This window comes from Natronoarchaeum philippinense (genome assembly GCF_900215575.1).
In the GTDB taxonomy this organism is placed as follows: Archaea; Halobacteriota; Halobacteria; order Halobacteriales; family Natronoarchaeaceae; genus Natronoarchaeum; species Natronoarchaeum philippinense.
The window spans coordinates 492,901-519,330 of record NZ_OBEJ01000001.1 but is presented as its reverse complement, the minus strand read 5'-3'; the positions used below and the strand labels follow the sequence as shown (position 1 = coordinate 519,330).

Sequence of the window (26,430 nt, the reverse complement as noted above, 5' to 3'; positions counted from 1 at the left end):
ATCTTTCGCGCTACTCCTCGTCGTCGTCAGGCTGCGAACCGGCGGGCAGCACGTCGACGCTTGCGACGGCGTCGTCGGCGTCGACGTCCATCACCGTCACGCCCATCGTGTTGCGGCCGACGGTCGACACGTCCGCCGCCCGGGTGAGCATAATCTGGCCGTTCTCGCTCATCAGGACGAGATTGTCGTCGGCGGCGACCGACTTCACCGTGGCGACCGGGCCGTTGCGTTCGCCGGTCTTGATGTCGATCAGCCCCATTCCGTACCGGGACTGCGTGCTGTACTCGGCGAGAGCGGTTCGCTTGCCGAACCCGTTTCGGGTCACGGTCAGCAGGGCGTTGTCGTCGTCCTCGTCGGTCGCGACGAGGCCGGCGACCTTGTCGTCGTCCTGCAGCTTGATGCCGCCGACGCCCCGGGCGTTCCGGCCCATACAGCGCACTTCCGACTCGTCGAACCGGATCGTCATGCCGCCCTCGGTGGCGATGACCAGATCCTTCGTGCCGTCGGTGACTTCCACGTCGATCAGTTCGTCGCCGTCTTCGAGGTCGGCGGCGATGATCCCCGTCGAGAGGATGTTCTCGAACTCCTCGCCGGCGGTGCGCTTGACGTAGCCGTTCCGGGTGGCCATCGTCACGCGCTCGCCGTCCTCGAACTCGTCGGTGGCGACGACGGCGGTGATCTCCTCGCCGTCGTCGAGGTCGATCAGGTTGATCGCGGACTTGCCCCGGGCCGTGCGGCTCATCTCGGGGATCTCGTAGGTCTTCAGGCGATAGACCTGCCCGTGGTTCGTAAAGCACAGCAGGTAGTCGTGGGTGTTCGCCCGGAACACCTTCGAGACGCGGTCGCCCTCCTTCACGTCGGCGCCGATGATGCCCTTGCCGCCCCGCCCCTGCGAGTCGAACTGCTCGACGGGCATCCGCTTGACGTAGTCGTCTTCCGTGACGACGACGACGACCTCCTCCTCGGCGATGAGGTCCTCGTGGGTGACCGTCCCCTGATCTTCGAGGATGCTCGTCCGACGGTCGTCGGCGTACTCGTCTTTGATGTCGCGGAGTTCGTCTTTGATGACCGCGAGCAGTTCGTCCTCGTCGCCGAGGATCGTCTCCAAGTGCTCGATGCGGTCCTGCACGTCCTCGTACTCGGACTCAATCTCGGCGGCCTCCATCGAGGTGAGACTGCCCAGTTGCATCCGGACGATGTGGTCGGCCTGCTCGGTCGAGAACTCGTAGGCCTCTCGCAGCGCCGCCTTGGCGTCGTCGCGGTCCTCGGCGTCTTGGATGATGTCGACCACGTCGTCGGCGTTCTCCAGCGCCGTCAGCCGGCCTTCGAGGATGTGGGCCCGGTCTTCGGCTTCAGCCAGATCGTACTCGCTGCGCCGGCGCACGACCTCGCGGCGGTGGTCGATGTAGTGCTCTAAGGTTTCTTTAAGCGTCAGCACTTGGGGCTGGCCGTCGACCAGCGCGAGGTTGATGACGCCGAACGTGTTCTCGAGGTGATGCTCTAAGAGCTGGTTCTCGACCACGTCGGCGTTCGCGCCGCGCTTGAGTTCGACGACGATCCGGACGCCGTTCCGGTCGGACTCGTCGCGCAGGTCCCGGACGCCTTCGATCTTGCCCTCGTTGACGTCGTCGGCGATGCGCTCGACGAGGCGCGCTTTGTTCTGCTGGAAGGGGATCTCGGTGATGACGATCTGGTCGTCGTCGGTCTCGTATTCGGCGCGGACGCGGACGCGTCCGCGGCCCGTCGAGTACGCCGAGTAGATGGCGTCGCGCCCGACGACGTTCGCGCCGGTCGGGAAGTCCGGCCCCTTGACGTGTTCCATCAGATCCTCGACCGTGGCGTCGGGGTCGTCGATCAGCTCGATGGTCGCGTCGATGACCTCGCCGAGGTTGTGGGGCGGGATGTTCGTCGACATCCCCACCGCGATGCCCGACGAACCGTTGACCAGCAGGTTCGGAAACGCCGACGGCAACACGTCAGGTTCCTGCAGGCGGTCGTCGTAGTTCGACGAAAAGTCGACCGTGTCTTTCTCGATGTCGGTGAGCATCTCCTCGGCGATGGGGCTCATCCGGGCCTCGGTGTAGCGCATCGCGGCGGCGGGGTCGCCGTCCATCGAGCCGAAGTTGCCCTGCCCGTCGACCAGCGGATGGCGCATCGAGAACGGCTGGGCCATGCGCACGAGCGTGTCGTAGATCGCGCTGTCGCCGTGTGGGTGATAATCACCCATCGTCTCCCCGACCACCGAGGAGGACTTGCGATGGCTCGTGTTGCTGGAGACGCCCATCTCGTGCATCGCGTAGAGGATGCGCCGGTGGACGGGCTTGAGCCCGTCGCGGACGTCCGGCAGCGCGCGGCCCGCGATGACGCTCATCGCGTAGTCGATGTAACTCTGCTCCATCTCGTCTTCGACGCGAACCCGCTCTACGCGGGCGGCGTCGACGTCGCTCGGATCGGGTACGTCTGAGCTCATGTAGATGCCTCCATTAGATGTCGACCCACTCTGCTTCCGGCGCGTGCTCTTTGATGAACTGCTTTCGCGGCTCGACGGCGTCGCCCATCAGCACCGAGAACATCTTGTCCGCGGCGGCGGCGTCCTCGATGTTGATCTGCTTGAGCACGCGGTTCTCGGGGTTCATCGTCGTCTCCCAGAGCTGATCGGGGTTCATCTCGCCGAGGCCCTTGAACCGCTGGACCTGCGTCGGGTTGCCGTTGCACTTCTCGGCGATGATCTCCTCGCGCTCTTGCTCGGTCATCGCGTCGTACGTGTTGCCCCGGTAGCGGATACGATACAGCGGCGGCTGGGCGGCGTACACGTAGCCCGCCTCGATCAGCGGGCGCATGTGTCGGTAGAACAGCGTCAGCAGAAGGGTTCGGATGTGAGCGCCGTCAACGTCGGCGTCGGTCATCATCACGATCTTCTCGTAGCGGGCGTCCTCGATGTCGAACTCGTCGCCGATCCCCGTCCCGACGGCGGTGATCATGTTCCGGATCTCGTCGTTCTCCAGAATGCGGTCGAGCCGGTGTTTCTCGACGTTGAGGATCTTCCCGCCGAGCGGGAGGATCGCCTGATTCTCGGGGTTGCGCCCCTGCTTTGCGCTACCGCCAGCGGAGTCGCCCTCGACGATGAACAGCTCGGAGTCCTCGGGGTCTTTGGTCTGGCAGTCGGCGAGCTTGCCGGGAAGCGCCGTCGATTCGAGCGCGCTCTTGCGTCGGGTCAGCTCCTCGGCCTTCTTGGCGGCCTTGCGTGCCTTCGCGGCCTCGACGGCCTTCGAGACGATCGCCTCGGCTGTGTCGGGGTTCTCCTCGAAGAACGTGCCGAGCCCGTCGTGGGTCGCGCTCTCGACGATCCCGCGAACCTCGGAGTTACCGAGCTTCGTCTTGGTCTGGCCCTCGAACTGCGGGTCGGGGTGCTTGATCGAGATGACCGCCGTGAGCCCTTCGCGGATGTCCTCTCCCTTGAGGTTCTGGTCGAGGTCGCCAAGCAGCCCGTTGTCGGTCGCGTAGTCGTTGACCGTCCGGGTCAATGCAGTCTTGAACCCGGTGAGATGGGTGCCGCCTTCTCGCGTGTTGATGTTGTTGGCGAAAGCGTGGATCGAGCCCTGCAGTTCGTCGGTGGCCTGTAGTGCGACCTCGACCTGAATCCCCTCTTCGGCGTCCTCGAAGTAGATGACATCGTCGTGGAGTTCGGTCTTGGTCTCGTTGAGATACTCGACGAACTCGCGGATGCCGCCCTCGTAGCGGAAGTTCTCGGCGGTGTCGTCGCGCTCGTCGGCGAGCGTGATCTCGACGCCGGAGTTGAGGAAAGCGAGTTCCCGAAGCCGACTTTCCAGCGTCGAGAACTCGAAGGTCGTCGTCTCGAAGATGTCCTCGTCCGGCCAGAAACGGATCTGCGTGCCGGTGTCTTCCTCGGGGTCCATGTCGCGGACGCGTTCGAGGTCGGTCGCGGGCTCTCCGGCGTCGAAGCGCTGGGTCCAGACGGCGCCGTCGCGTCGAACCTCGACTTCGAGTGTTCCGGAGAGGGCGTTGACGACGCTGACGCCGACGCCGTGGAGGCCGCCCGACACCTGATAGGACTTGTTGTCGAACTTCCCGCCGGCGTGAAGCACCGTCATGATCACCTCTAGGGCGGGCTTGTCGTGTTCTTCGTGGGTGTCGACCGGGATGCCCCGACCGTCGTCGGAGACGCTCACCGATCCGTCCTCGTGAATCGTCACGCCGATCGAGTCACAGTGACCAGCCAGCGCCTCGTCGATGGAGTTGTCGACCACCTCGTAGACGAGATGATGCAACCCGCGAGAGTCAGTAGAACCGATGTACATCGCCGGACGCTTACGCACCGCCTGCAGTCCTTCGAGTACCTGGATTTGTCCGGCACCGTACTCCGTTTCCTCGGACATAAAATCTGTCTCGACGTAGGCCACCCGGGTTGATAAAGGTCACGTACGCGCGCTCGCGCGCGAAAAGGTAACCGAACCGTACCGCTACAAGGACGAGGCTACCAGCTACCCCATCGGCAAGCGTGCCGATCGGAGTGGGCGACCTAACGGCCTTCCACGCCGTCGTTTTGGCGGCGCCTACCAGCACGCAGACGCCGTCGAACGGCCGCCGATATTCGGCGTCCATCCGCGGCCACGCGGCGCGCGTTTCACTTTCACCACGGTAGCGCACGGCTTTTAAGCCCACCGCGCTTTCGTATCCGTAATGACCTCGTTTCAGTCGACGCTCGGCGACGAGGAGGGGATCGCAGAGGAGCTGGCAGAAAGCCAGCAGTCGATCTCCATCGCCGAGTTCTTCGAGAAGAACAAGCACATGCTCGGGTTCGACAGCGGGGCCCGAGGGCTGGTCACCGCCGTCAAGGAGGCCGTCGACAACTCGCTCGACGCCGCCGAGGAGGCCGGCATTCTACCCGATATCTACGTCGAGATCCGCGAGTCCGGCGACTACTACACGCTGATCGTCGAGGACAACGGGCCGGGCATCACCAAAGAACAGCTCCCCAAGGTGTTCGGGAAGCTCCTCTATGGCTCTCGATTCCACGCACGCGAGCAGTCCCGCGGCCAGCAGGGGATCGGGATCTCCGCCGCAGTCCTGTATTCCCAGCTTACCAGCGGGAAGCCCGCCAAGATCACCAGCCGAACGCAAGGCTCCGCGGACGCCCAGTACTTCGAGCTGATCATCGACACCGACACCAACGAGCCCGAGATCAGGACCGACGAGACGACCTCGTGGGACCGAACCCACGGCACACGGATCGAGTTGGAGATGGAGGCCAACATGCGGGCGCGCCAGCAGCTCCACGACTACATCAAGCACACCGCGGTCGTCAACCCCCACGCGCGAATCGAACTCAAGGAGCCCAAGAATCACTTCAAGGGCGAGCGCGCTGAGGAAGCAGAGCTCCCAGCCGAGACCGAGGAGATCCGGCCGCACCCCCACGGTGTCGAACTCGGTACCGTGCTGAAGATGCTGGCGGCGACCGACTCCCATTCGATGTCGGGGTTCCTGCAGGAGGAGTTCACACGCGTGGGCAAGAAGACCGCTGACAGCGTCGTCGACAACTTCCGCGACAAGCACTACGGCCGGGAGATGACGTGGACGCTCCCGCGGCCCCGTGAGGACGCCGATGTTGCTGAGGCCGTTGCCGAGGCGACCAACGGGAAAGGCCCCGAGGCCACCGCTGCGTTCGGCGACGCCGTCGTCGAGCAGCTCGACGCCCACGATCGGGTCGCGTACTACCACGTCGTCGACGCCGTCGACGCCGCGGCCGAGGCGGTCGCCGAGGACCACGGCGTCACGCTCGGCGACACCGTCCGGGAGAACGCGGTCGATGCGGCGTGGACGGCAATTACGGAGGGTGCGACCGGAGAGGACGCCGCTGACGACGCGATGGACGCCGACGCAGACACGACCGCGGGCGGACGCCGTGCCGACAGCCTCTACCGGATCGTCGACGAGGCGACCAGCACCCGGAAGGACGACGCGACGGTCCGCGGCGTCGCCGAGCGCCTCGCCGAGAAGTTCGAGACGGCAGAAGACCACCGCGATCGGGTGACTCGATCCACCCTGCGCGAGTACCTCGATCGCTCGGTCGAGATGTTCCAGAAGACCGACGAGGACGTTGCCTTCGGCGACACGGCCAGAGAGAACGTGATCGAGGCGCTGTGGACGCGCGCTCGAACCGTTCCCGACGACCCGCCGCTTGTCCGCGAACTCGCGGACAACCGCGACGCCGCCAGCGACCTGTTAGAGGCGATGCGGACGACCGACATCATGGCGCCGCCGACGAACTGTCTGGCGCCGATCGAGGCCGACCTCGTCGAGGCCGGACTCCGGAAGGAGTTCGACGCCGACTTCTACGCGGCGGCGACGCGGGACGCCGAAGTCCACGGCGGTGACCCCTTCATCGTCGAGGCCGGCATCGCCTACGGCGGCGAACTGGAAGCCGAAGGGAAAGCCGACGTGCTCCGCTTTGCCAACCGCGTTCCGCTGGTCTACCAGCGCGGCGCCTGCGCGACGACGGACGTGATCAAGCAGATCGGCTGGCGCAACTACAACCTCGACCAGCCGGGCGGCAGCGGCGTCCCGAACGGGCCCGCGGTGATCATGGTCCACGTCGCGTCGACGAACGTGCCCTTCACCAGCGAATCGAAAGACGCCGTCGCCAACGTCCCCGAGATCGAAGACGAGATCGAACTGGCGATCCGCGAGGCGGCCCGCGAACTCAAGAGCTACCTGAAAAAGCGCCGGTCGCTCGAAAAGCGCCAGCGCAAGCAGAACGTGCTCGCGGACATTCTGCCGGAGATGGCCGAGAAAGTCGCCGAAGTGACCGACAACGACGAGCCGAACTTCGACGATGCGCTCGCGCGCATCATGAACAACGTGCTCGTCGAGCGCGAGGTGAAAGCCAACGGTGCGGGCAGCGAGGTCACCCTCACCGTCGAGAACAACGCGAGCACCAACGAATCGCTCGACGTGACCGACATCGTGACGGCCGAGCCGACCGGCCTCCCCGACGACGCGACCGTCGTCGAGATGGACGGCGAGTGGTTCGTCAAGTGGAGCGCGGAGGTATCGAGCGGCGACGAAGCGACGCTTTCGTACGCGACGGCCGACGGCGCCGAGTTCGATCTGAGCGTCGAGGGCGTCGAGGACGCCAAACTCACAATCAACGATAACCAATGAGCAGCGACACCGATTCCGAGGCCCAGGAGAAACTGATCGATCTGGCGGCGGAGTTCTACGACCAGATGGACCGCGGGGAGATCCCCGAGATGTCCATCCCGACCCGGACGAAGAGCAACATCGTCTTCGACGAGGACGAAGACGTGTGGGTGTACGGCGAGCGCGAGAGCACCCGCTCGGCCAACAGCATCCGCGGCGCGCGAAAGCTCCTGAAGGCGATCTACACGATCGAGTTCCTCGACAACCAGTTAGAGGAGGACCGCTCGTCGACCCTGCGTGAACTGTACTACCTTTCCGAATCGTGGGACTCGAACGAGGCGCAGTTCTCCGATCAGGACGAGTCCAATCAGCTCATCGAGGACTTAGAGATCGTCTCGGACGTTCGACGCGAGGACTTCCACATGCGCCCCGAGGAGTCGGGCGCGAAGGTGATGGGCCCGCTGCTGCTCCGCGAGCAGACCCGCCGCGGCGACCGCGAGATCCACTGTCAGAAAGACGTCGGGCAGGGGGGCTACCAGATCCCGAACAACCCCGACACGATCGAGTTTCTGGAGAACGACGCCGAGTTCGTGCTGGCCGTCGAGACCGGCGGCATGCGCGACCGACTCGTCGAGAACGGCTTCGACGACGAGCACGACGCGATCGTCGTCCACCTCGGCGGCCAGCCCGCCCGCGCCACGCGCCGGCTGACCAAGCGCTTCCACGACGAGCTCGGCCTGCCGGTCACGGTGTTCACTGACGGTGACCCGTGGTCCTACCGGATCTACGGCTCGGTCGCGTACGGCTCGATCAAGTCCGCGCATCTCTCGGAGTATCTCGCCACGCCGGAGGCGAAGTTCATCGGCGTCCAGCCCGAGGACATCGTCGAGTACGATCTGCCGACCGACCCGCTCAGCGACTCGGACATCAACGCCTTAGAGAGCGAACTGGAGGACCCGCGCTTCCAGACCGACTATTGGGAGGAGCAGATCGAGCTCCAACTGGATATCGGCAAGAAGTCCGAGCAGCAGGCACTCGCCTCCCACGGGTTGGACTTCGTGACCGAGACGTATCTTCCCGAGCGTCTCAGCGAGATGGGCGTTCTCTGAACGCGCATCGAGCCGAGGGTCGGGAAGATGTAGAAGAGCGTCTCAGCGAGATGGGTGTCCTGTAGAACCGACCCGACACCCCGCCTACCGTTCCCGCATCCGGCCCTCTACCTCCGGCGCGACGCCGAACTCACGGGCGTACTCGATCACCGACTCGTAGACTGGCACGTCGGTACGACGAACGACATCGTCCTCGCCGACGGCGTCGATGACGTGATCCGACGTCGAGAGGTAGCTGGGGAGCGCCAGCGAGTAGTGCCGATCGTCGTCGATCGGAGCGCCGTCGACGGTGGCCTCGACGAGCGTTCCGTCGGACGCGTTGCGGACGATCCGCGCTCCCGAGACGTTGCCGAACCACGACCGTTCGTCGGCCAAGCCGAGACAGCGGCCGTCCAGTTGGCGCAGCACTGCCCGAAGGCGATCGCCTGAAACGTCGAGGATGCAGAGCGAGTCGGTAAACGGCACCGTACTCGCAAGGTCGAACGCGGTCACCTCGCCCGCCGGAAACCGGTCGCCGCGCAGGCCGCCGTCGTGGTAGATTCCAACATCGGCGTCGCCGTCCCACCGGATCGCATCCGCGACGAAGTTCCCGATCCGAGTCTCGCCCGCGCCGTTGTACTCGGGGAGTTCGACCGGCGCGTCGAGTCGGGCGACGGGCTCGTCCAGCCCAGCCTCCCGGCGAAACGAGTGAATCGCGTCGACGCCCCGCTCTGCAGGCGGAAACGCGTCGGTGTCGTGCAGCGTCGCCTCGCGGTCGTCGAGGTCGATCTCGAAAACCGATCGCCCTTCGATGTCCGGGCGGACCAGCAGCGTGCCGTCGATTCGCTCCGAGCGCGCCGGCGCGACGTGGCCGCCACAGATCACGTCGACTTCGGTCTCCCGAGCGATCTGCTGGTCGTCCCCGAGATGTGCGAGGCAGACGACCACCTCCGCACCGGCCTCGCGCAGGGCGGCGACGGCGTCACGCGACGCCGCGACCGGGTCGGTGACCTCGATCGGGAGCGTCCCGTCCGAGACGGCCGCGAGTTCGGTCGTAGTGACGCCGAAGACACCGACGCGCGTTCCGTCGACGTCCCGGACGGTCCACGGTTCGACGCCGTGACCGTGACCGAACCGGTGACCATCGACGCGGAGGTTCGCGCTGACGTAGGTTGCGGGCGTTTCGCTTGCGACCGTCAGCGCGAAGTCGACGCCGTGATCGAAGTCGTGGTTGCCGAACGTCTCGATGTCCGGGTCGAGCGCCCCGAGTGCGGCCGACGGCGCAGTGGCGCCGATCACCGTCGTCGAGACGCTTGGGGCCATGTCGTCGCCCGCCCCCACCACGAGCGCGTCCTCGCGGAGGGTATCGAGACAGCCGACCAGTCGTCCGAACGATTCGGGATCGTCGTACACGCCTTCGAGGTCGGTGTAGTGGAGTAATCGGGTCACGAGCGAGACACCGGGTGGACGCGTGTGGAGGAGTTCGCAGTGTCGAGCATACCGTGACGGTGCTGGCTCTCCTGCGAAAGGTTTTCGGCTCCTCGTCGGGCGGCCGCCGTGACGACGCCGCGTTTCGCCCGCCGTTTTTCGTCGTGATCGTCGTATCGTTCCTATGCCGGACGACTTCGATCCCGAAGACGAATCCGAACGCGAGGTGGCACAGTCCGCGGCGGCCGACGAGGAGCGGTTTCTCGGGCTCTTGCCCCACTACTACCGGGGCGAGGTGTCGCAGTTGACCACCGAGTTGCGCCGGATCGACCAGACCAGCGACTGGGCGGTCGCGGTGATGGCGGCGATCATCACGCTGACCTTTTCGGGCCGCAACACGCCGGCGTACCTGCTTTTCGTCGGCATCGCGGCGACGTGCGTGTTTCTCGTCTTCGAGAGCCGCCGGTACCGGACCTACGACGCGTGGCGCTCGCGCGTTCGCCTGCTCGAAGAGAACGTGTTCGCCAACGCGTTCGATCCGTCGGGCGCCGAGCACGAAGACTGGCGCACCGAGATGGGCGACGACCTCCGGCGCCCGACGCTGAAGATCACGTTTCGGGAGGCGCTTTCCCGGCGGCTCAAGCGGGTCTACGGACCCTTGCTGACCGTCCTCGGCGTCGCGTGGCTGGTGAAGATCACGCTGTTTGCCGGCGAAGAGTCGACGATCGAAGCCGCTGCGCTTCCCGCACTTCCGGGAGAGTACGTGATTCTCGGCGTCGTCCTGTTCTACGCTACTGTCGTGGCGGTCGCCTACTGGCCAACAGAGCGGAAAGCCAAAGGCGAGTTCCACGACGAGGAGGTCGGCGACTGGAAGCGCAAGAAGTGACGCCGACCATCACTCACGCATACGTTTACGCCGATTGCGAACGAATGACACGAGAGATGACAGCAACAAACGAGGAGGCCGGCGAGGAACTGTACGTGATCTACTGGTGCGAGGAGAACGGCTACGCTGGTAGTTGCGACTTTGTGCCCGCCGAATCGCTGGCAGACGCTCACGAGCGCTCGACGTACGCCAGCGGCAGCGTCGCCCACCAGCGACTCATCTTCGAGGGCACCTACGAGGAGTTCCGCGAGCACGTCGCCGAGGAACTCGACGACGAGTCCAGAGGCGTTCGACGGTTCTCGATCGACTGGGGGTGATTCGCCGGTTGCGGCCCGGAAGCGACCGGTCCGGGGACGGTCGGGTTACTCGTCGAGCGCGACGGGAATGCCACGCTCTGCGAGGTCGAGCGCGAACGCCTCGGAATCGGCTTCGAGCCCCGCGAACGTGTTGTAGTGGATCGGGACGACCAGATCGGGGTCGAGCGCAGCGGCGAGGTCGGCGGCCTCGTGGCGATCCATCGTGAAGTTGCCGCTGATCGACGGCAGGAACACGTCCACGTCGAGTTCTTCGTGTCCGTCGAGCACGTCCGAGTCGCCCGGCCAGAACACGGTGGTGTCGCCGAACGTCAGGTGGAAGCCGACGCCGAACCCTTCGGGGTGATACGGTTCGCCCGAGTCGTCGACGTGCGGGCCGTCGGGCTCGTTGTACGCCGCGATGGTCCGGACGATCACGTCCTCGACGAGTCGGTCCTCGTGTTCGTCGACGCGGACAACTTCCTGAGAAAGATCGCCGAGTCGCTCGACGTCACGGCCGATTCCGGGTGCGTAGACGGCGTCGTAGGCGAGCACGGTGGCGTCCTCGCGGGCGACGCGCCGAACGCCGTCGGAGTCGTAGTGGTGGTCGTGGGTCACACAGACTAGATCGCCGTCGCGGGCGTCGTAGTCCTGCGCGGGCGGATGGCCGACGCCTTCGGTGTCCGGCGTCCACTCGCCGGTCAGCGTACCGTACCGGCCGGGATCGAGGTAGACGACGGTGCCGTCGCCGTCCTCGATGCGAACGGTCGCGTAGCCGAGCCAGTCGATCGTCAGGTCGCCGTGGCTTATCGTCATGAACTGTTGTTCGCACCCCCCGGATTCAAGCGTTCTGTTCGCGGGCGTTGCGCTCCGGCGTCTGTTCGCGGGTGCGGCGTGCCGAGGTCTTCCCGCGGTGCGGCGTGACGCCGAAGCGGCCCGAGCGCGGCCTCGGTCCTACTGCGTCTCTGCCAGTCGCTCGACGCGCTCGAGACTGTCGGCGTCCGCGGCGTCGAGATCCTCGCGGACGCCGACGAATCGGGGGAATCGGAGCGCGTAGCCCGAGGAGTACGTCGGCGACGCTTGGATCTCCTCGTAGCCGACCTCGAACACGACCGCCGGTTCGATGTCGATGTCCTGTCCGTCCTCCGATCGAATGTGGGGTTCGAGCAGTTCGGTCAGGTCGTCGAGTTCCTCGTCGGTGATCCCCGTCGCCACCTTGCCGATCGTCTCGTACTCGCCGCCGCTCGTTCTGGCGGACAGCAAGAACGTGCCGAGAACGCTCGCGCGCCGGCCTTCACCCCACTCCGCGCCGGTCACGACGAGATCGAGCGTCTCCACGTCGGGCTTTCGCTTGAGCCAGTTCTTCCCGCGCCGTCCCGGCGAGTACGTCGAATCGGGATTCTTGAGCATGATCCCCTCGTGGCCGGCGTCCAGCGCGTCGGCGTCGATCGACTCGATCTCGTCGGGGTCGGCCGAGATCCAGAGCTTCGAGAGCCCCTCGACAGCGGCCGCGGTGTCGTCGGGCGACTCGCCGCCGTCGAGCACGTCCGTGAGCCGATCGTGGCGCTCGGCCAGCGGGGCGTCGAGCAGATCATCCCCTCCCGCGTGCAGGCAGTCGAAAAATACCGGCCGAACGGACACGTCCTCGCGGGCCGCCGCGATGTCGTGCTTGCGCCGGAATCGGCGCAGGACGTTTTGGAACGCGAGCGGGCTGCCGTCGTCGTCGACCGCGACGACCTCGCCGTCGAGGATCACGGGTACGTCGATTCGGTCGTGGGCGAACTCGACGACCTCCGGCAGGGCGTCGGTAACGTCCTCCATGTTCCTGGAGTAGACGCGGGTGAGCCCGTCCGGTTCGTGGTGCAACTGGACGCGCGCGCCGTCGTACTTCCACTCGACTGCGGCGTCGTCCCAGTCCTCCATGGCGTCGGTCACGCTACCGGCCTGCGCGAGCATCGCCTGCACTGGACGGCCGATCTCCAGCGTGAGCTCGGCGAGCCCGTCGACGCCCTCGTCGCGGGCCACCTCGGCGACGAGACCGTAGTCGTTCGAGACCTGCAGCGCGCGCTCGACCGCCTCGACCGGCACGTCGAACGCCTCGGCGACGGCGTCTCTGACCGCGCCCTCGCCGACGCCGATGCGCATCTCCGAGAGGACGATCCGGACGAGATACTTGGCTTCCTCGGGCGAGCAGCGATTGAGCAGCCCAAAGAGGAGGTCGATCTTGGCGTCCTGACTGCCGTCGCCCTCGGTCTCGGCGAGAGCTTCGAGTTCGTCGGCGACCTCGCTGACAGTGAGATCGTCGCTTCCCTCTCCCGCGCCCGCGCCGAACGCGCCCAGACCGGTCTGGCCGCCGAAGTCGTAGCTCGCCGCGACGGCGCCGATCTCGCCCAGTTCGGCCAGATCGTCCTCGACGTCGTCGGCGTCGACGTTCTGTCCGGCCGCGCGGGCGATCGCCTCGTAGAGGTAACTCGGCCCGACATCCAGCGTCGTCGAGTCGTGGTCGGGGACGACCCGCCCCTGGACGAATCGCGCGACGATCGGTAGCTCCTCGTCGGCGGCGTCGAGCAGGTCGGTGACCAGTCCGACGACTTCGAGGTCCGCGGGTTCGGCCTCGATACTGGCGGCGCGTGCTGCGAACTCCCGGAACTCCATCGACAGTCGGTAGACGAGTGAGGTCAATAAACCGTCCGAAGCGCCGTCGGCGTCCGGCGGCGGGTCGAGAAGGCCCGCCGTCTCTCGCAGTCGTCGGTTTCAAGGAACTCGGTCGCACAGATACCCACACCATGCCGGAGGCCGATCTCGCAGCGGCGGTAGACGACGTGTCGTCGATCGATCCCGATGAGTTCCAGTCGGCGGTCGACGCCGACGCGGAGGTGATCAAGTCCGAGTTGCGCGATGGGACCTTCGACAACTCCCAAGCGATCGTCGGGCTGGAGTACGAGTTCTACGCGGTCGAGAACCCAGCCGACGATCCGTGGTCGACCGGCGCCGAGGACGGCGGCGCGCTCAAGCGCGTCCCGCGGCGCCTGCTCGAACTCATCGGCTTCGAGAAAGAGCTCGGCCTTCACAACGCCGAGATGACGGTCAGTCCCCAACCGCTGAACTCCTACGGGCTCGCGGCACAGGAGGCCGAAGTCAACGCCCGGCTCACGGCCGCCCAAGAACGCACCCGCGCCGAGGGGATGCAACTGGTCAGCGACGGCCTCTGGACGATCCCGCCGGAGGGCGAAACCGCCCGCGAGTACCTCACCGACAGCGTCGAGGATCAGGGCGTCCGGATCGCCTCGAACATGAGCGACTCGGTGCGGTATCACGCGATGGCAAACACCGACGCCGCCGACGATGTCGGGTTGCGCATCGACGCGCCCCACGTCACGCTGGAGGGCGACACAGTGATGCCAGAAAGCCTCATCACCTCGATCCAGCCCCACTATCAGGTACCCCAGGCGATCGACCTGCCGACGTACTTCCGGTACGCGCTGCGGATCGCCGGGCCGCTGCTCGCGCTCGGCGTCAACTCGCCGTTCTTCCCGCCGGATCTGTACGACGCCGACGCGACCGCCGAGGACATCCTCGCGGACGGCTGGATGGAACACCGGATCAGCGCGTTCGAGACCTCGCTCAATCCGCCGAACGCCGACCGCGGCGAGGGGAAGGTCCGGTTCCCCCACGATCTGGAGCACGTCGAACAGGCCGTCGACCGGATCGCCCGCGACGACACGATCGTGCCGATGCCGGTCGACGAGGGCGACCGGTTCGACGACGAGTTCGCCCACTTCCGGCTCAAGCACGGCACCTACTGGCGCTGGGTCCGGCCGGTCTTCGGCGGCTCGACGCGCTCGCAGGCCAACGCCCGCATCGAGTTCCGACCGTTGCCCGCCCAGCCGACCGTCAGCGACGCCATCGCCTTTCAGGCCGTCCTCGCCGGTCTCATGGAGAGCCTGCCGCGGGTCGAACACCCCGTCGCCGACCTCGACTGGGAGGTCGCCCGCGAGAACTTCTACGCGGCGATGCGCGACGGGCTCGACGCCGACCTCCAGTGGATCACCAACTCGGGCGAGGAGACCACCGACACCGAGACGCTGTACGCCGACCTGTTGGCCCACGCCGCCGACGGCCTCGAACTGCGCGGCCTCTCGGACACCGAGATCGAGGAGTACCTCTGGCCGCTCCGACAGCGCGCCCGCCACGAACTGACGCCGGCGCGCTGGAAGCGCCGGGAGGTCAAGCGCCGACTCGACGACGGCGCGAGCTTCGAGGACGCGGTGTACGGCATGCAGCGACGCTACCTCGAACGCCAGCACGACTCGCTGATCGGCGGGAGCTTCACCGAGTGGGTCGACGATCGGGAGTGGTAGCGACGCCGAAGGACGACCAAACGCGGACAGACGGTCTCCCGACGATCGTTTCCGCGTAAATCCTCGTCAGGACTATAGTCCCCCCGTCCAGTAGGAGTGGTATGGTCACGTTCCTCTCGGGCGGCACCGGAACGCCGAAGCTGCTCGACGGCGCCGGGGGCTCTTTCTCGCCCGACGAGACGACGGTGATAGCGAACACCGGCGACGACGTGGAACTCGGCGGTTTGCTGGTCTCGCCGGACGTCGACACGCTGCTCTTTCAGGGCGGTGGCATCCTCGACCGCGAGGACTGGTGGGGGATCAAAGGCGACACCACCCGGACCCACAGCGCGCTGGGCGACATCGGCGAGGCGATGGGGATCGACGCCGAACCGACGTTCCTGCCGGAGGACAAACAGACCGAGGGCCGCGACATCGCCGAGTGGCGTCGCTTCTCGGGCGCCGCCGAGTTCATGGAGATCGGCGACCGCGACCGAGCGGTGCATATCACCCGGACGAGCCTGCTCGATCAGGGCCACAGCCTCTCGGAGGTCACCGCACGGCTGGCCGAGGGGTTCGGCCTGACGCTCGATCTGTTGCCGATGAGCGACGACCCCGTTGCGAGCCTGCTCCACACGCCCGACGGCGTGATGCACTTTCAGGAGTTCTGGGTCGGCCACGGCGGCGAACCGGAGGTCGAGAGCGTCGAGTTCCGGGGTTCCTCGAAGGCCGAACCGGCGCCCGGCGTGCTCGACGCACTCAGTGACGACGTCGTGATCGGGCCGTCGAACCCCGTCACGAGCATCGGGCCGATGCTGGCGGTGCCCGGCTTCGGCGACGCGCTGTGGACGACCAACGTCGTCGCCGTCTCGCCGTTCATCGAGGGCGAAGCGTTCTCTGGGCCGGTCGCTCAGTTGATGGAGGCCGTCGGCGCCGATCCCAGCTCTGCCGGGTTGGAGACGGCCTACCCCTTCGCCGACGCGCTGGTCGTCGACGAAGACGACGACACCGAGTTCGACGTGCCGGTCGTCCGGACCGATATTTCGATCGACGGCCCGGAGGACGCCGCGCGCGTCACGAGCGCCGTCGAGGCCGCCTTAGAGGAGGTCCGCTAGCGCCGTGTTCGGCCGCGTCGTCTTGGCGAGCCTGAGCGGCCAATCCGACGCCGAGTGGGCAGCAGCCGCCGCCGAGCACGCCGATACCGCCGTGCTCGGGGGAGTCGCACTCGACGAGCGCTCGCGCCAAGCCGCCCGCGAGCTGGTCGCCCGTGACCGCGAGGAGTTCCTGCCCGACGATCCCCTCGCGTTCGTCGACGAGCAACTGGCCGCGCTCGACGACGCCCCGCTCTCCCCGGCGATGAACGTCCGAAGTGCCACTGTAGAACCGATCCGCGAGGCCGCCGAAATTTGTGCGCGGCAGGACGCCATAGTGGAGATCAACGCCCACTGCCGCCAATCCGAACTGTGTGCCGCCGGCTGTGGCGAGGCCCTGCTGGCGGACACCGATCGGCTCTGCGAGTACGTCGCCGCGGCGTCCGATGTGGGCGCACAAGTGAGCGTGAAGGTTCGGGCGGAAGTCGAGGGCGTCGACCTGCCCGAGACAGCCCGCCGGATCGAGAGCGCTGGCGCCGACGCGATCCACGTCGACGCGATGGACTCGGAGGCGGTCGTCCGGGATGTCGTCGACGCCGCCGATCTGTTCGTCGTCGCCAACAACGAGGTTCGAGACCGGGCGTCGGTCCGCGAGTACCTGCGCTACGGCGCCGACGCGGTCAGCGTCGGTCGTCCGAGCACCGAGCCAGCCGTTCTCAGACGCGTCCGCGACGCCGTCGACGAGTGGTTCGACGGCGACGCCGAGGAACGACCTGACAACCGGCCGCCGGAGCCCCAGTCCTAAGTACCAGCGGCGTCGAGATTCAGGAAGACGATGCGAACCGCCGCACAGAACGCCGAACTCGCGCTGTTGATCGAAGTCGCTGGGACGCCAAAGCCCGGCAACGTGGACCGCGAGCGCGACCTTCCTGGGCTGCGCTTCGAGCACTTTCTGGCCGGCGCCGTCGGCGCCCAAGGCGGGCTTCGCGCCGCCGAGCGCGGCGAGCGCGTCGGCGCCGCCTTCGAGCGCGCCGTCGAAGGGATGGCCGACCAGCGCGGCGGCAACACCCAGTTCGGCGCGTTACTCCTCTCGATGCCACTCGTCCGGACGGCGGGCGAGGGAGAGCTGACGCCCGAGGCCGCCGCGGGGACGGTCGCTGCCACCACAGTCGAGGACGCCGTCGACTTCTACCGGGCGTTCGACCACGTCGACGTGCGCGCCGGCGACCCGCCCGAGGAGATGGAGCCGCTGGACGTGCGCCGCGGGAGCGACGCCGCCGAGGCGATCCGAACTCGCGGGCTAACGCTGGCGGATCTGATGGAGCGAAGCGCCGACCGCGATGGCATCGCCAGAGAGTGGACCGACGGATTCGAACAGACGTTCGAGGCCGCCGACCGAATCGCGGCGCTCGACGGGCCGCTCCCCGCACGGGCGGCCGAGACGTTCCTCTGGCTGCTCGCCCACGAGCCCGACACGCACGTCGCCAAGAAACACGGCGAATCGACCGCCAGAAGCGTGATGGTCCGGGCACAGGAGGCCCGCGAGGGCGGGCCGGATCACGTTCGGGCTTTCGCCGACTCGCTCGTCGAATCGGGGATCAACCCCGGGACGACCGCCGACGTGACGGCTGGCGCGCTCTTTGTCGCGCTCGAACGCGACGGGCTGGAGGTGTGAGCGTGCCGGACGCCGACTCGAACGCCGAACAGCAGCACGACGCCGACGGCGACGCTTCGTGGCCCGCCGAACTTCGGGGCGTCACCGAGTCCGTCGTCGCCACGCTCGGGCCGAATGACTTGTGGAACTTCGCCGCGCTCGGCCTGCACGCGGGCGACCCTGTCACCGCGACGACGTGGGGGGCGACCAGAACGCGGCGAAACTTCGAGGAGCGCGGCGCGGGGTACGTCCAGTTCGTCCGCGATCCCATGCTGTTCGTCGAGGCCGCCCTCACGATCCACGAGCGCGAGGAGCCCGTTCACCCCGACGCCGATGCGTGGGTTCGCGTCGACGCCGAGCGCGTCGATGCCGGTGAAGACGGCGGGACGCGCTGGGAAGAGTGGGTGCTGACGCCGATCGAATCGGGCCGTCGGGAGGGTGCGACGCCGACGACGAACCGCGGCTACTACGCAGTGATCGAGGCGACCGTGGCGGCCTCGCGGCTGGATGTCGATGCCTACGACACCGATGCGTTGCTCGATCGGCTCGCGTACTTCGCCGAGGTCGTCGAGACCTGCGGCGGCGAGCGCGAGCGCGCGGCGTTCGAGCTACTCACCGAGCGGACCGGCTGGCGCGATCGGCTGTGACGCCACCCTCGGGGGGTCGGATCTCTCGCCTGCGACGCCGCGATCTGGGTCCGAAATAGCCCGTCGGTGCTGGCTCGACGACGGCGTCGCACGCCGCAACCGTGCGTCGAACATCGAACCCTTTTAGGCGGCGGTCGGACAACGATTCGAACATGCCAATCAAACCTGGGTACGTGAAGAAGACCGGTAACGTGCTGCTGGAGCGCTATCCCGACGCATTCTCGACCGACTTCGAGCACAACAAAGACGGCGTCGACACGCTGACCAACATCGAGTCCAAGGACGTGCGCAACCGCGTCGCGGGCTACATCGTGCGCAAGAAGAGCGGCAACGCCGAAGCGTAACTCGGTTCTCCGATTCTCTGGCCGTCCTCGACGCCGAGCAGTGGCGTCGCTGTCGGCCGGCCGCGACTCGGCCACCGACCGATCGGTCCGGGCGCCGAGGCCAGTGACGAAGAGCTATCCAAACCGTTTTTGCTCCCCGATACCACCCCTACCACAATGTCAGTACGAGTCGGTATTCTCGGAGCGACCGGCGCAGTCGGACAGCGCCTGATCCAGCTACTCGATCCCCACCCGCAGTTCGAGATCGCGGCCCTGACCGCCAGCGAGTCGAGCGCGGGCCGGTCCTACAGCGATGCCGCGAAGTGGCGCGTCAACACGCCGATCCCGGCCGACGTGGCCGACATCACCGTCTCGGCGACCGACCCCGACGAGGTCGACAACGACGTGGACCTGATCTTCTCGTCGCTGCCCTCCAGCGTCGGCGAGCAGGTCGAACCCGAGTTCGTCGAGGACGGCTACGTCGTCTCCTCGAACTCCTCGAACTCCCGGCTCGCAGAGGACGTGCCCCTCGTCATCCCGGAGGTCAACCACGACCACCTCGACCTGATCGAGGTCCAGCGAGACGAGCGGGGCTGGGACGGCGCGCTGATCAAGAACCCCAACTGCTCGACGATCACGATGGTGCCGACGCTGGCCCAGCTCGATCAGTTCGGCCTCGAACGGGCGTACGTCTCGACGCTGCAGGCCGTCTCCGGCGCGGGCTACGACGGCGTCACCTCGATGGAGATCATCGACAACGTCCTGCCCCACATCGGCGGCGAGGAAGAGAAGATGGAGACCGAGTCCCGCAAGCTGCTCGGCGAGTTCGACGGCGCCGAGCTTTCGTGGCACGATGTCGACGTGACGGCGTCGTGTAACCGCGTGGCGACGCTCGACGGCCACCTCGAAAACGTGTTCGCCTCCCTGCGCGAGGACGCCGCACCCGAGGATGTCGAGGCCGCCTTCCGCGACGCGCCGACGATCGACCTCCACAGCGCACCCGACGAACTGATCAAGGTCTTCGAGGACCCCAGCCGACCCCAGCCCCGCCTCGACCGCAACGTCGCCGGCGGGCAGGGCGTCGCAACCGGCCCTGTCCAAGAGACCAGCGACGGCGTCCAGTACGACTGCCTAGCTCACAACACGATCCGCGGCGCCGCCGGCGCCAGCGTGCTCAACGGCGAGTTGCTGGTCGAGGAAGGCTACCTCTAAGTCGGCCGTCCCGTTTCGACCGGCGTCATCTTGATATATTTCTGACTCGTAGCGTCGCCTGTGTCCGGCGACGCCAACACGACGTGGAACGGCGATGGCAGCACGACGTGGCAGGGCGACGCCACCGTCTCGACGGTCGGACGGCTCTGTCTGTACCTGCAGGTGGCGTTTTTCGGCGGTCTCGTGGTGGTACTCGCCGCGCTCGTCGCACTGCTGGCCGTCCGGTCGATCCGAACGGGCGAATTCGGCGTCCTCGCACTCGTCACACTGCTGGCGCTGGTCGGTGGTCCGTTCTCGCTTTTGTACCTGCTTCCGGTCGTCTCCGATCGGGATGCGCGTCGGTCGCTCTCGGCAGATCTTCCCCAGTACGGGGATTTGAACCGGGCGGCCATGATGCTCGCGGCCGTTCTGGGCTCCGTCGGCATCCTTTCAGCTGTCTACGCGGGCTCGTGGGCGCTACTTCTGGCGATCATGCTAGTTCCAGCAGTCACGTCCAGCGTCGCCGGGATGATCGACGCCGACGGAACCCTCGACGCAACGGCCGGCCGACTCGTCGTGCAGGACCGCGAGGTCGACCTCGACGCCGTGGCCGACGTTCGTCGGATCGACCTGCACGGCTACGCCGCCCTCTGGCTCTCTTATCCCGGACCGAACGACTTGGATCAGCCCCGGCTGATCGCCGTCCCGAGCGCGGTTGCTGACGCCGCCGTCGCCGCGGTGCCCGACGAGCCAGTCGAAGCCGAAGATCGTCGTCCACCTGTCGAGCGTATCGCGCTGGTCGGGACGGCAGCGATATTTCTCGGGCTAGCCGCAGTGCTCGCTGTCGTCGGGCACGGGACCGAAAACGCGGTCGCACTCTACGCGCTGGCGTCGATGCCCGGTCTGTTCGGCGTGCTGGTGTTGTACCTCGCGGTGTGAATCTCCTACAGCGACACTTCGTTCTCTAGATCATCGTACTCGCCCGTCTCGTCGATCTGTCGGACGTTTCCGGCGACGATGTCGGCCAGCCGCTCGTAGTAGTTCGGCGTGTAGCCCGCGTTGTGGGGCGTGATCTGGACGTTGCCGAGATTCCACAGCGGGTGGTCCGCGGGGAGCGGTTCGGGGTCGGTCACGTCCAGCGCGGCGCCGCGGATCCAGTTGCTCTGGAGCGCGGTGAGCAGGTCGTCCGTGTCGACGACGGGGCCGCGGGCGACGTTGATCAAGACGGAGTCGGTCGGGAGCGTGACGAACTCGTCGTGGCCGATCAGCCCTCGCGTCTCGTCGGTCAGCGGGCACGAGAGGACGAGGTAGTCCGTGCGACCGAGCGCGTCGTGGAGGTCGTCCTCGTCGAAGCCGATCACTTCGTCGGTCGGGCCACCTTTCTCGGGCGTGTGCCGGACGCCGATCGTGTCGACGCCGAAGCCCTGCAGGCGCTCGACGACAGCTTGCCCGATCGCGCCCAGCCCGACGACGGTGACAGTACTGTCGTGGAGTTCGTGGGTCTGGTAGTGGCGCCACTCGTTGCGGCGCTGGCGGCGGAACCCCTCGTGGAACCGCCGCGTAAAGGAGAGCACGTTGCCGACGACGTGCTCGCCCATGTTCGGGCCGTGGACGCCCGAGGCGTTCGTCACGGTGACGCCGCGCTCGCGCAGTCGGTCGAGGGGAAGGTGGCCGACGCCGGCGTAAGCGCAGGCAAACACTTCCATGCTCTCGGCGTGATCGAGAACGTCGTCGTCGAGCACCATCCCCGTCACGATGCGCGCGTCTTCGATCTTCTCGCGCTCGGCCGCCGGCGTCCGTGCGAGCGTGACCTCGCGGTCGGGGAGCCGGGAGCGGAGCGCGTCGGCGTACTGTTCGACCGGGATGCCGTGCGTTCCCTTGCGGAGCACGAGCACGTCGTGTTGATCGCTCATGTCGCAGTGGTCGGTAGTGGGGTTCATAAGTGCCAGTCCGGGGGCGAACACTGCTGGTTTCGACTCGTCGACGGCGTCGCTCCGGCAGGGAGTCGTCGGACCGACCCCTGCCGTTGATTAGCACAGACGAGCATAGACACGTATGGTAGCTGGTCAGGTTCTCCTGACGATCCTCATGGGCCTGCTTCTGGTCGCCGTCGCGGCGTGGATCGACCAGCTCGGCGGCTGGCGAACGACGGCGCCGTCCGGAGGCACAGTCGAGCAAGAGCGCGAGGAGACGGTCGAAAAGCCCGGCGGAATACTGCGCTGGCTGACGACCGTCGATCACAAGGACATCGGCATCCTCTATGGGCTGTTCGCGGTGACGGCGTTCAGCGTCGGCGGGTTGATGGTCGTCACGATGCGGCTGGAACTGCTCCAGCCCGGCCAGACGCTCATCCCGACGAACGTGTACAACGCGTTGCTGACCAACCACGGCATCACGATGCTGTTCCTGTTCGGGACGCCGTTTATCGCCGCCTTCGCTAACTACTTTGTCCCGCTGTTGATCGGCGCTGACGACATGGCGTTCCCGCGGATCAACGCCATCGCGTTCTGGCTGTTGCCGCCGGCCGCACTGCTGATCTGGGGCGGCTTTTTCCTCTGGCCGATCTTCGACGGCGTCGCCGGCGCCCAGACCTCGTGGACGATGTATCCGCCGCTGTCGACCTCCAGTACGGCACAGGGGACGCCGGCCGCCAGCGCGGGGATGATCAACCCCGGCGCGGACCTGATGATGCTCGGGCTGCACCTCTCGGGGGTTTCGGCGACGATGGGTGCGATCAACTTCATCGCCACCATCTTCACCGAGCGCGGCGAGGACGTGGGGTGGCACAACCTCGACATCTTCTCGTGGACGATCCTCACCCAGTCCGGGATCATTCTGTTCGCGTTCCCGCTGCTGGGCAGCGCACTCCTCATGCTGCTGGCCGACCGTAACTTCGGGACGCTGTTTTTCGCGCCGGAGGGCGGGAGCCCGATCCTCTGGCAACACCTGTTCTGGTTCTTCGGCCACCCCGAAGTGTACATTCTGGTGTTGCCGCCGATGGGGGTGATCAGCTACGTGTTACCCCGGTTTGCCGGACGCAAGCTGTTCGGGTTCAAGTTCGTCGTCTACTCGACGCTCGCCATCGGCGTCCTCTCTTTCGGCGTCTGGGCACACCACATGTTCGCGTCGGGGCTCAACCCCCGGCTGGAGGGCGCGTTCATGGCCGTCTCGCTGGCGATCGCGGTGCCCAGCGCGGTCAAGGTGTTCAACTGGATCACGACGCTGTGGAACGGCTCGATCCGCCTGACGACGCCGATGCTGTTCTGTCTCGGCTTCATCTCGAACTTCATCATCGGCGGCGTCACCGGCGTGTTCCTCGCCGCGGTGCCGGTCAACCTGCTGATCCACGAGACGCACTACGTGGTCGGGCACTTCCACTACGTCGTGATGGGTGCGATCGGGTTTGCATTCTTCGCCGGGACGTACTACTGGTTCCCGGTGGTCACCGGCCGGATGTACCAGCCCCGGCTCGGCAAGTGGCACTTCTGGCTGACGATGGTCGGCACGAACATCGTCTTTTTCGCGCTGATCCTGCTGGGCTATCTCGGTATGCCCCGGAAGTACGCCAACTACAACGTCACCGTCGGCCCCCAAGAGCTGTTCACCACCCTCAACCAGATTGCGACGCTCGGCGCCGTAATCCTACTTGCCGGACAGCTCATCTGGGCCTACAACTTCTTCACCTCGGCGTTCGAGGGGCCGCTGATCGAGGACGACGATCCGTGGAACCTCGACGACCGCGGGCTGAAGACCCGCGAGTGGGACTGGTTCCGCGAGCACCGGATGCCGGGGTCAGGCGGCGGCGCTATCGCCTACGACGGGGGCGAACAGCAAGACGCCGATGCCCAACCGGCAGAAGCCACCAATACAGAGGTGGCTACCAGCGATGACGCCTCGGCGTCAGACGGCGGCACGACGGCGCCGCCGGACGCCGACGCGGAGATGCCGCCGGACGCCGGTTCGGGAACGGCATCCGACGACAGCGACCCTGAAGAGCAACCAGACGACGCCGACAGTCGGGGCTGACCGACCCCGCGCTCACTCGCCCCGAAACTCCGGTTCGTGATCCTCGAAGAACGCGTCGTAGCCGCGTTCGTAGTCGTCCGTGCCCGCGAGGCGAGCAATCGTGTCCGTCTCGGCCTGCAGGTGCTCCTCGAACGACCGGCCGTGGCTATTTTCGATCAGGCGTTTGGTCGCACCGAGCGCGCGGGTCGGTCCCGAGGCTAGCTCGCTGGCGAGGTCGTCGACACGGTTCTCGAAGGAGGCCGACGAAACGGCCTCCGTGGCCAGCCCCATCTCGACGGCGCGCTCGGCGTCGATGGGCTCGTCGAGGAGCGCGATCTCGCGCGCCCGGCGGTGGCCGACCAGTTCGGGCAGTCGGTAGGTGATTCCGGCGTCGCCCGACAGCCCCAGTCGCGGATAGGCGAACTCGAAGCTGGCGTCGGCCGAGACGACGACGAGGTCGGCGGCCATCGCCAGCCCGAAGCCGGCGCCCGCCGCGGTGCCGTTGACGCCCGCGATCACGGGCTTTGGCGCGGTCGCCATGTGCTTGACGGCGGCGTGGATGCGGGACGCCAGCGCCCGCAGTCGTCGCCCGTCGGTCTCGTCGCCGGCGAGCGTCGTCAGATCGGCGCCGGTCGAAAACCAGCCGTCGGTCCCCGTCAGCACGACACAGCGCACGTCGTCGTCGGACTCGGTGAGTTCGATGACGGCGTCGCGCAGTCCGCCGGCCATCAATTCGTCGACGGCGTTCGAGGCCGCCGGTCGGTTCATCGTAACCCTCCCCACCGCTCCGTCGCGCTCCACGTCGACGTGGTCGTTGTCGGCATCGAAACCCTCTGCTCCCATACCTGTTGCTGCACGCCCCGTCCTGAAATACTCTTGCGCGGCTGTCACCTCACACCGGACCGATGACGAGGCTATCGGGACATTAATATCGCTGGCCCGGACCCTTCGGTGTATGGAGCGGTACGACGTGGCCGTCGTCGGTGGCGGTCCCGCGGGGATGTGTGCCGGCTGGGAGGCCGCCAAGGGCGGCGCTCAGGCGGTGGTTCTGGAGAAGGGCGTCCCACGCGAGGATCGTGACAGGCTCGGGCCAGACTCGACAGACGCAGCGGGGATGCTCGACTACTGGGTCGACATCATGAACATCGACTACGAGCGCATTCCCGACGAGGTGATCCTCCGGGAGCTTTCGGGCACGGACTTCGTCGGTCCGAACGAAACGCTCTCGCTCGATACCACCGGGATGGACGCGAGCTACCCCGAGTTCGGGTACACGTTCCAGCGCGCTCGGATGGACGACTGGCTCCGCGAGGAAGCCGAAAGCGAGGGCGCCGACTACCGGACCGGCGTCAGCGTCACCGACGTGGAGACTGACCTCTCGGGCGAGCCCCGTCACGTCCTCAGCCTGCGCGACGGCGAGGACATCGGCGCGAAGTATCTCGTGCTCGCGGACGGCCCGCAGCGCCAAGTCACGAACCGCGTGCTCGACCGGTTCCTCGCCGACGACATCACCGACTACGTCGGGACGACCCACGCCAACCACATCGCCTATCAGGAACACCGCGAGGTGCCCGAGGAGGTCTTCGAGGAGGACCGCCTGAAGTTCTGGTGGGGCTACATGCCCGGCGAGACGGCGTATCCGTGGGTGTTCCCCAACGACGGCAACGTCGCTCGCATCGGGTTGACGATGCCGATCGGCATGGACATCGACGAGGTCGAGAACCGCGAGGACTACGCCCTCCTGCGGCCCGAGGACGACAGCATCCCCTCGGGAAGCGAGTACATCCAGCGCCTGCTCGAACGCGAGTACGGCGACGAGTACGACATCGAGGAGGACTTCCCGCTGGCCGAGGATCGAGGCAAGCGCGGCGGCACCGAGACGTACGCCATCTCCTCGACGCGCCCGATCGACTCGCCGACCAGAGCCGGCATCGCCGTCGCTGGCGGCGCGATGGGCACGACCTCGGCGTTCCACGAAGGCGGCTACCACGTCGCCGTGCGCTCGGGGCGGATCGCCGGCCGACTCGCCGCGAACGACGAGCTTCGGCGCTACAACGACGAGTGGAAAGACGCAATCGGCGACGAGTTGCTGCGCAACGTCACCTTCGCCGACATCGTCGCCGAGTACGGCCCCGGCGACTGGGATCGGACCTTCGGCGTCGCCAACGACCTGCTTGCCCCCGAGGACGACACCCTCTTGCGCTGGCAGCTCCGTTCGGGCATCGAGGGGCTGAAAGTCGTCGGCGAGTACAAGTGGCGGAAGTTCGGCTACCGCGACGGCAAGTACGTCCAGTTGCGCGAAGCCGAGTACCAACTGTAGCGC

Annotated in this window: 21 protein-coding genes; 14 read left to right on the top strand and 7 right to left on the bottom strand. The window is 66.7% G+C overall.

Features of this window, described 5'->3' with window-relative positions; all coding sequences use genetic code 11:
* Nucleotides 1-10: 10 nt before the first annotated feature.
* Nucleotides 11-2,470: a DNA gyrase subunit A gene (gyrA, locus tag CRO01_RS02665; protein ID WP_097007565.1), complete on the bottom strand. Its 2,460-nt coding sequence runs from the start codon at nucleotides 2,468-2,470 to the stop codon at nucleotides 11-13.
* A gap of 13 nt (nucleotides 2,471-2,483) precedes the next feature.
* Nucleotides 2,484-4,397, bottom strand: coding sequence for a DNA topoisomerase (ATP-hydrolyzing) subunit B (gene gyrB, locus CRO01_RS02660; RefSeq protein WP_097008310.1), 1,914 nt, complete (start codon nucleotides 4,395-4,397; stop codon nucleotides 2,484-2,486).
* Nucleotides 4,398-4,701: 304 nt separating this feature from the next.
* Here gyrB and CRO01_RS02655 point away from each other — a divergent pair, with 304 nt between their 5' ends.
* Nucleotides 4,702-7,182 (top strand): DNA topoisomerase VI subunit B, encoded by a 2,481-nt coding sequence (locus CRO01_RS02655; protein WP_097007564.1) that lies wholly within the window; start codon nucleotides 4,702-4,704, stop codon nucleotides 7,180-7,182.
* Nucleotides 7,179-8,270 (top strand): DNA topoisomerase IV subunit A, encoded by a 1,092-nt coding sequence (locus CRO01_RS02650; RefSeq protein WP_097007563.1) that lies wholly within the window; start codon nucleotides 7,179-7,181, stop codon nucleotides 8,268-8,270. The genes CRO01_RS02655 and CRO01_RS02650 overlap by 4 nt, the downstream gene beginning before the upstream one ends.
* A gap of 84 nt (nucleotides 8,271-8,354) precedes the next feature.
* Here the strand turns inward: CRO01_RS02650 and CRO01_RS02645 are convergent, their stop codons facing one another.
* A complete protein-coding gene (locus CRO01_RS02645; protein WP_097007562.1) occupies nucleotides 8,355-9,698 on the bottom strand; it encodes a bifunctional metallophosphatase/5'-nucleotidase in 1,344 nt (447 codons plus the stop codon).
* 163 nt (nucleotides 9,699-9,861) lie between these two features.
* Between CRO01_RS02645 and CRO01_RS02640 the strand changes: the two genes are divergently transcribed.
* Both CRO01_RS02640 and CRO01_RS02635 read left to right on the top strand, forming a co-directional pair.
* Nucleotides 9,862-10,563, top strand: coding sequence for a DUF2270 domain-containing protein (locus CRO01_RS02640; RefSeq protein ID WP_097007561.1), 702 nt, complete (start codon nucleotides 9,862-9,864; stop codon nucleotides 10,561-10,563).
* 56 nt (nucleotides 10,564-10,619) lie between these two features.
* Nucleotides 10,620-10,880, top strand: a complete 261-nt coding sequence (locus CRO01_RS02635) for a hypothetical protein (RefSeq protein WP_097007560.1) — start codon at nucleotides 10,620-10,622, stop codon at nucleotides 10,878-10,880.
* A 45-nt stretch (nucleotides 10,881-10,925) separates the two neighbouring features.
* Here the strand turns inward: CRO01_RS02635 and CRO01_RS02630 are convergent, their stop codons facing one another.
* Nucleotides 10,926-11,672 carry an MBL fold metallo-hydrolase gene (locus CRO01_RS02630; RefSeq protein WP_097007559.1) on the bottom strand — a complete coding sequence of 249 codons (747 nt, stop codon included), beginning with the start codon at nucleotides 11,670-11,672 and terminating at the stop codon, nucleotides 10,926-10,928.
* A gap of 138 nt (nucleotides 11,673-11,810) precedes the next feature.
* Nucleotides 11,811-13,511: an ATP-dependent DNA ligase LigA gene (gene ligA / locus CRO01_RS02625; protein WP_097007558.1), complete on the bottom strand. Its 1,701-nt coding sequence runs from the start codon at nucleotides 13,509-13,511 to the stop codon at nucleotides 11,811-11,813.
* Between the two features lie 131 nt (nucleotides 13,512-13,642).
* Here ligA and CRO01_RS02620 point away from each other — a divergent pair, with 131 nt between their 5' ends.
* The 8 genes from CRO01_RS02620 (at nucleotide 13,643) to CRO01_RS02585 (ending at nucleotide 21,041) form a co-directional block, all read left to right on the top strand.
* Entirely contained in the window at nucleotides 13,643-15,217 is a 1,575-nt protein-coding gene (locus tag CRO01_RS02620; protein WP_097007557.1) for a hypothetical protein, read from the top strand.
* 101 nt (nucleotides 15,218-15,318) lie between these two features.
* Nucleotides 15,319-16,311 carry a 2-phospho-L-lactate transferase gene (gene cofD, locus CRO01_RS02615; protein WP_097007556.1) on the top strand — a complete coding sequence of 331 codons (993 nt, stop codon included), beginning with the start codon at nucleotides 15,319-15,321 and terminating at the stop codon, nucleotides 16,309-16,311.
* Nucleotides 16,312-16,315: 4 nt separating this feature from the next.
* Nucleotides 16,316-17,092, top strand: coding sequence for a tRNA-dihydrouridine synthase (locus CRO01_RS02610; RefSeq protein WP_097007555.1), 777 nt, complete (start codon nucleotides 16,316-16,318; stop codon nucleotides 17,090-17,092).
* A 30-nt stretch (nucleotides 17,093-17,122) separates the two neighbouring features.
* Entirely contained in the window at nucleotides 17,123-17,962 is an 840-nt protein-coding gene (locus CRO01_RS02605; RefSeq protein WP_097007554.1) for a triphosphoribosyl-dephospho-CoA synthase, read from the top strand.
* Entirely contained in the window at nucleotides 17,959-18,588 is a 630-nt protein-coding gene (locus CRO01_RS02600; RefSeq protein WP_375097326.1) for a DUF447 domain-containing protein, read from the top strand. The genes CRO01_RS02605 and CRO01_RS02600 overlap by 4 nt, the downstream gene beginning before the upstream one ends.
* 152 nt (nucleotides 18,589-18,740) lie before the next feature.
* The gene (locus CRO01_RS02595; protein WP_097007553.1) at nucleotides 18,741-18,932 is read left to right on the top strand and encodes a 30S ribosomal protein S17e; all 192 of its coding nucleotides are present in this window, start codon (nucleotides 18,741-18,743) and stop codon (nucleotides 18,930-18,932) included.
* 156 nt (nucleotides 18,933-19,088) lie between these two features.
* On the top strand, nucleotides 19,089-20,123 hold the full coding sequence (gene asd, locus CRO01_RS02590; protein ID WP_097007552.1) for an aspartate-semialdehyde dehydrogenase: 1,035 nt from the start codon (nucleotides 19,089-19,091) through the stop codon (nucleotides 20,121-20,123).
* Between the two features lie 60 nt (nucleotides 20,124-20,183).
* Nucleotides 20,184-21,041, top strand: a complete 858-nt coding sequence (locus CRO01_RS02585) for a hypothetical protein (protein WP_097007551.1) — start codon at nucleotides 20,184-20,186, stop codon at nucleotides 21,039-21,041.
* Nucleotides 21,042-21,046: 5 nt separating this feature from the next.
* On the opposite strand, the gene CRO01_RS02580 is transcribed toward CRO01_RS02585, so the two are convergent.
* On the bottom strand, nucleotides 21,047-22,015 hold the full coding sequence (locus CRO01_RS02580; protein WP_179747376.1) for a D-2-hydroxyacid dehydrogenase: 969 nt from the start codon (nucleotides 22,013-22,015) through the stop codon (nucleotides 21,047-21,049).
* Nucleotides 22,016-22,190: 175 nt separating this feature from the next.
* Between CRO01_RS02580 and CRO01_RS02575 the strand changes: the two genes are divergently transcribed.
* Nucleotides 22,191-24,128, top strand: a complete 1,938-nt coding sequence (locus tag CRO01_RS02575; RefSeq protein ID WP_097008308.1) for a cbb3-type cytochrome c oxidase subunit I — start codon at nucleotides 22,191-22,193, stop codon at nucleotides 24,126-24,128.
* A 12-nt stretch (nucleotides 24,129-24,140) separates the two neighbouring features.
* Here CRO01_RS02575 and CRO01_RS02570 read toward each other — a convergent pair whose 3' ends face one another.
* Nucleotides 24,141-24,950 carry an enoyl-CoA hydratase/isomerase family protein gene (locus CRO01_RS02570; RefSeq protein ID WP_097007549.1) on the bottom strand — a complete coding sequence of 270 codons (810 nt, stop codon included), beginning with the start codon at nucleotides 24,948-24,950 and terminating at the stop codon, nucleotides 24,141-24,143.
* Between the two features lie 112 nt (nucleotides 24,951-25,062).
* Here CRO01_RS02570 and CRO01_RS02565 point away from each other — a divergent pair, with 112 nt between their 5' ends.
* Nucleotides 25,063-26,427, top strand: coding sequence for an NAD(P)/FAD-dependent oxidoreductase (locus CRO01_RS02565; protein ID WP_097007548.1), 1,365 nt, complete (start codon nucleotides 25,063-25,065; stop codon nucleotides 26,425-26,427).
* Nucleotides 26,428-26,430: the final 3 nt, after the last annotated feature.

Bases quoted from the DNA above. Each gene is read 5' to 3' on its own strand.
- gyrA (WP_097007565.1), bottom strand. From the start codon at position 2,470: ATGAGCTCAGACGTACCCGATCCGAGCGACGTCGACGCCGCCCGCGTA.
- gyrB (WP_097008310.1), bottom strand. From the start codon at position 4,397: ATGTCCGAGGAAACGGAGTACGGTGCCGGACAAATCCAGGTACTCGAA.
- CRO01_RS02655 (WP_097007564.1), top strand. From the start codon at position 4,702: ATGACCTCGTTTCAGTCGACGCTCGGCGACGAGGAGGGGATCGCAGAG.
- CRO01_RS02650 (WP_097007563.1), top strand. From the start codon at position 7,179: ATGAGCAGCGACACCGATTCCGAGGCCCAGGAGAAACTGATCGATCTG.
- CRO01_RS02640 (WP_097007561.1), top strand. From the start codon at position 9,862: ATGCCGGACGACTTCGATCCCGAAGACGAATCCGAACGCGAGGTGGCA.
- CRO01_RS02635 (WP_097007560.1), top strand. From the start codon at position 10,620: ATGACAGCAACAAACGAGGAGGCCGGCGAGGAACTGTACGTGATCTAC.
- CRO01_RS02630 (WP_097007559.1), bottom strand. From the start codon at position 11,672: ATGACGATAAGCCACGGCGACCTGACGATCGACTGGCTCGGCTACGCG.
- ligA (WP_097007558.1), bottom strand. From the start codon at position 13,511: ATGGAGTTCCGGGAGTTCGCAGCACGCGCCGCCAGTATCGAGGCCGAA.
- CRO01_RS02620 (WP_097007557.1), top strand. From the start codon at position 13,643: ATGCCGGAGGCCGATCTCGCAGCGGCGGTAGACGACGTGTCGTCGATC.
- cofD (WP_097007556.1), top strand. From the start codon at position 15,319: ATGGTCACGTTCCTCTCGGGCGGCACCGGAACGCCGAAGCTGCTCGAC.
- CRO01_RS02605 (WP_097007554.1), top strand. From the start codon at position 17,123: ATGCGAACCGCCGCACAGAACGCCGAACTCGCGCTGTTGATCGAAGTC.
- CRO01_RS02595 (WP_097007553.1), top strand. From the start codon at position 18,741: ATGCCAATCAAACCTGGGTACGTGAAGAAGACCGGTAACGTGCTGCTG.
- asd (WP_097007552.1), top strand. From the start codon at position 19,089: ATGTCAGTACGAGTCGGTATTCTCGGAGCGACCGGCGCAGTCGGACAG.
- CRO01_RS02580 (WP_179747376.1), bottom strand. From the start codon at position 22,015: ATGAGCGATCAACACGACGTGCTCGTGCTCCGCAAGGGAACGCACGGC.
- CRO01_RS02575 (WP_097008308.1), top strand. From the start codon at position 22,191: ATGGGCCTGCTTCTGGTCGCCGTCGCGGCGTGGATCGACCAGCTCGGC.
- CRO01_RS02570 (WP_097007549.1), bottom strand. From the start codon at position 24,950: ATGGGAGCAGAGGGTTTCGATGCCGACAACGACCACGTCGACGTGGAG.
- CRO01_RS02565 (WP_097007548.1), top strand. From the start codon at position 25,063: ATGGAGCGGTACGACGTGGCCGTCGTCGGTGGCGGTCCCGCGGGGATG.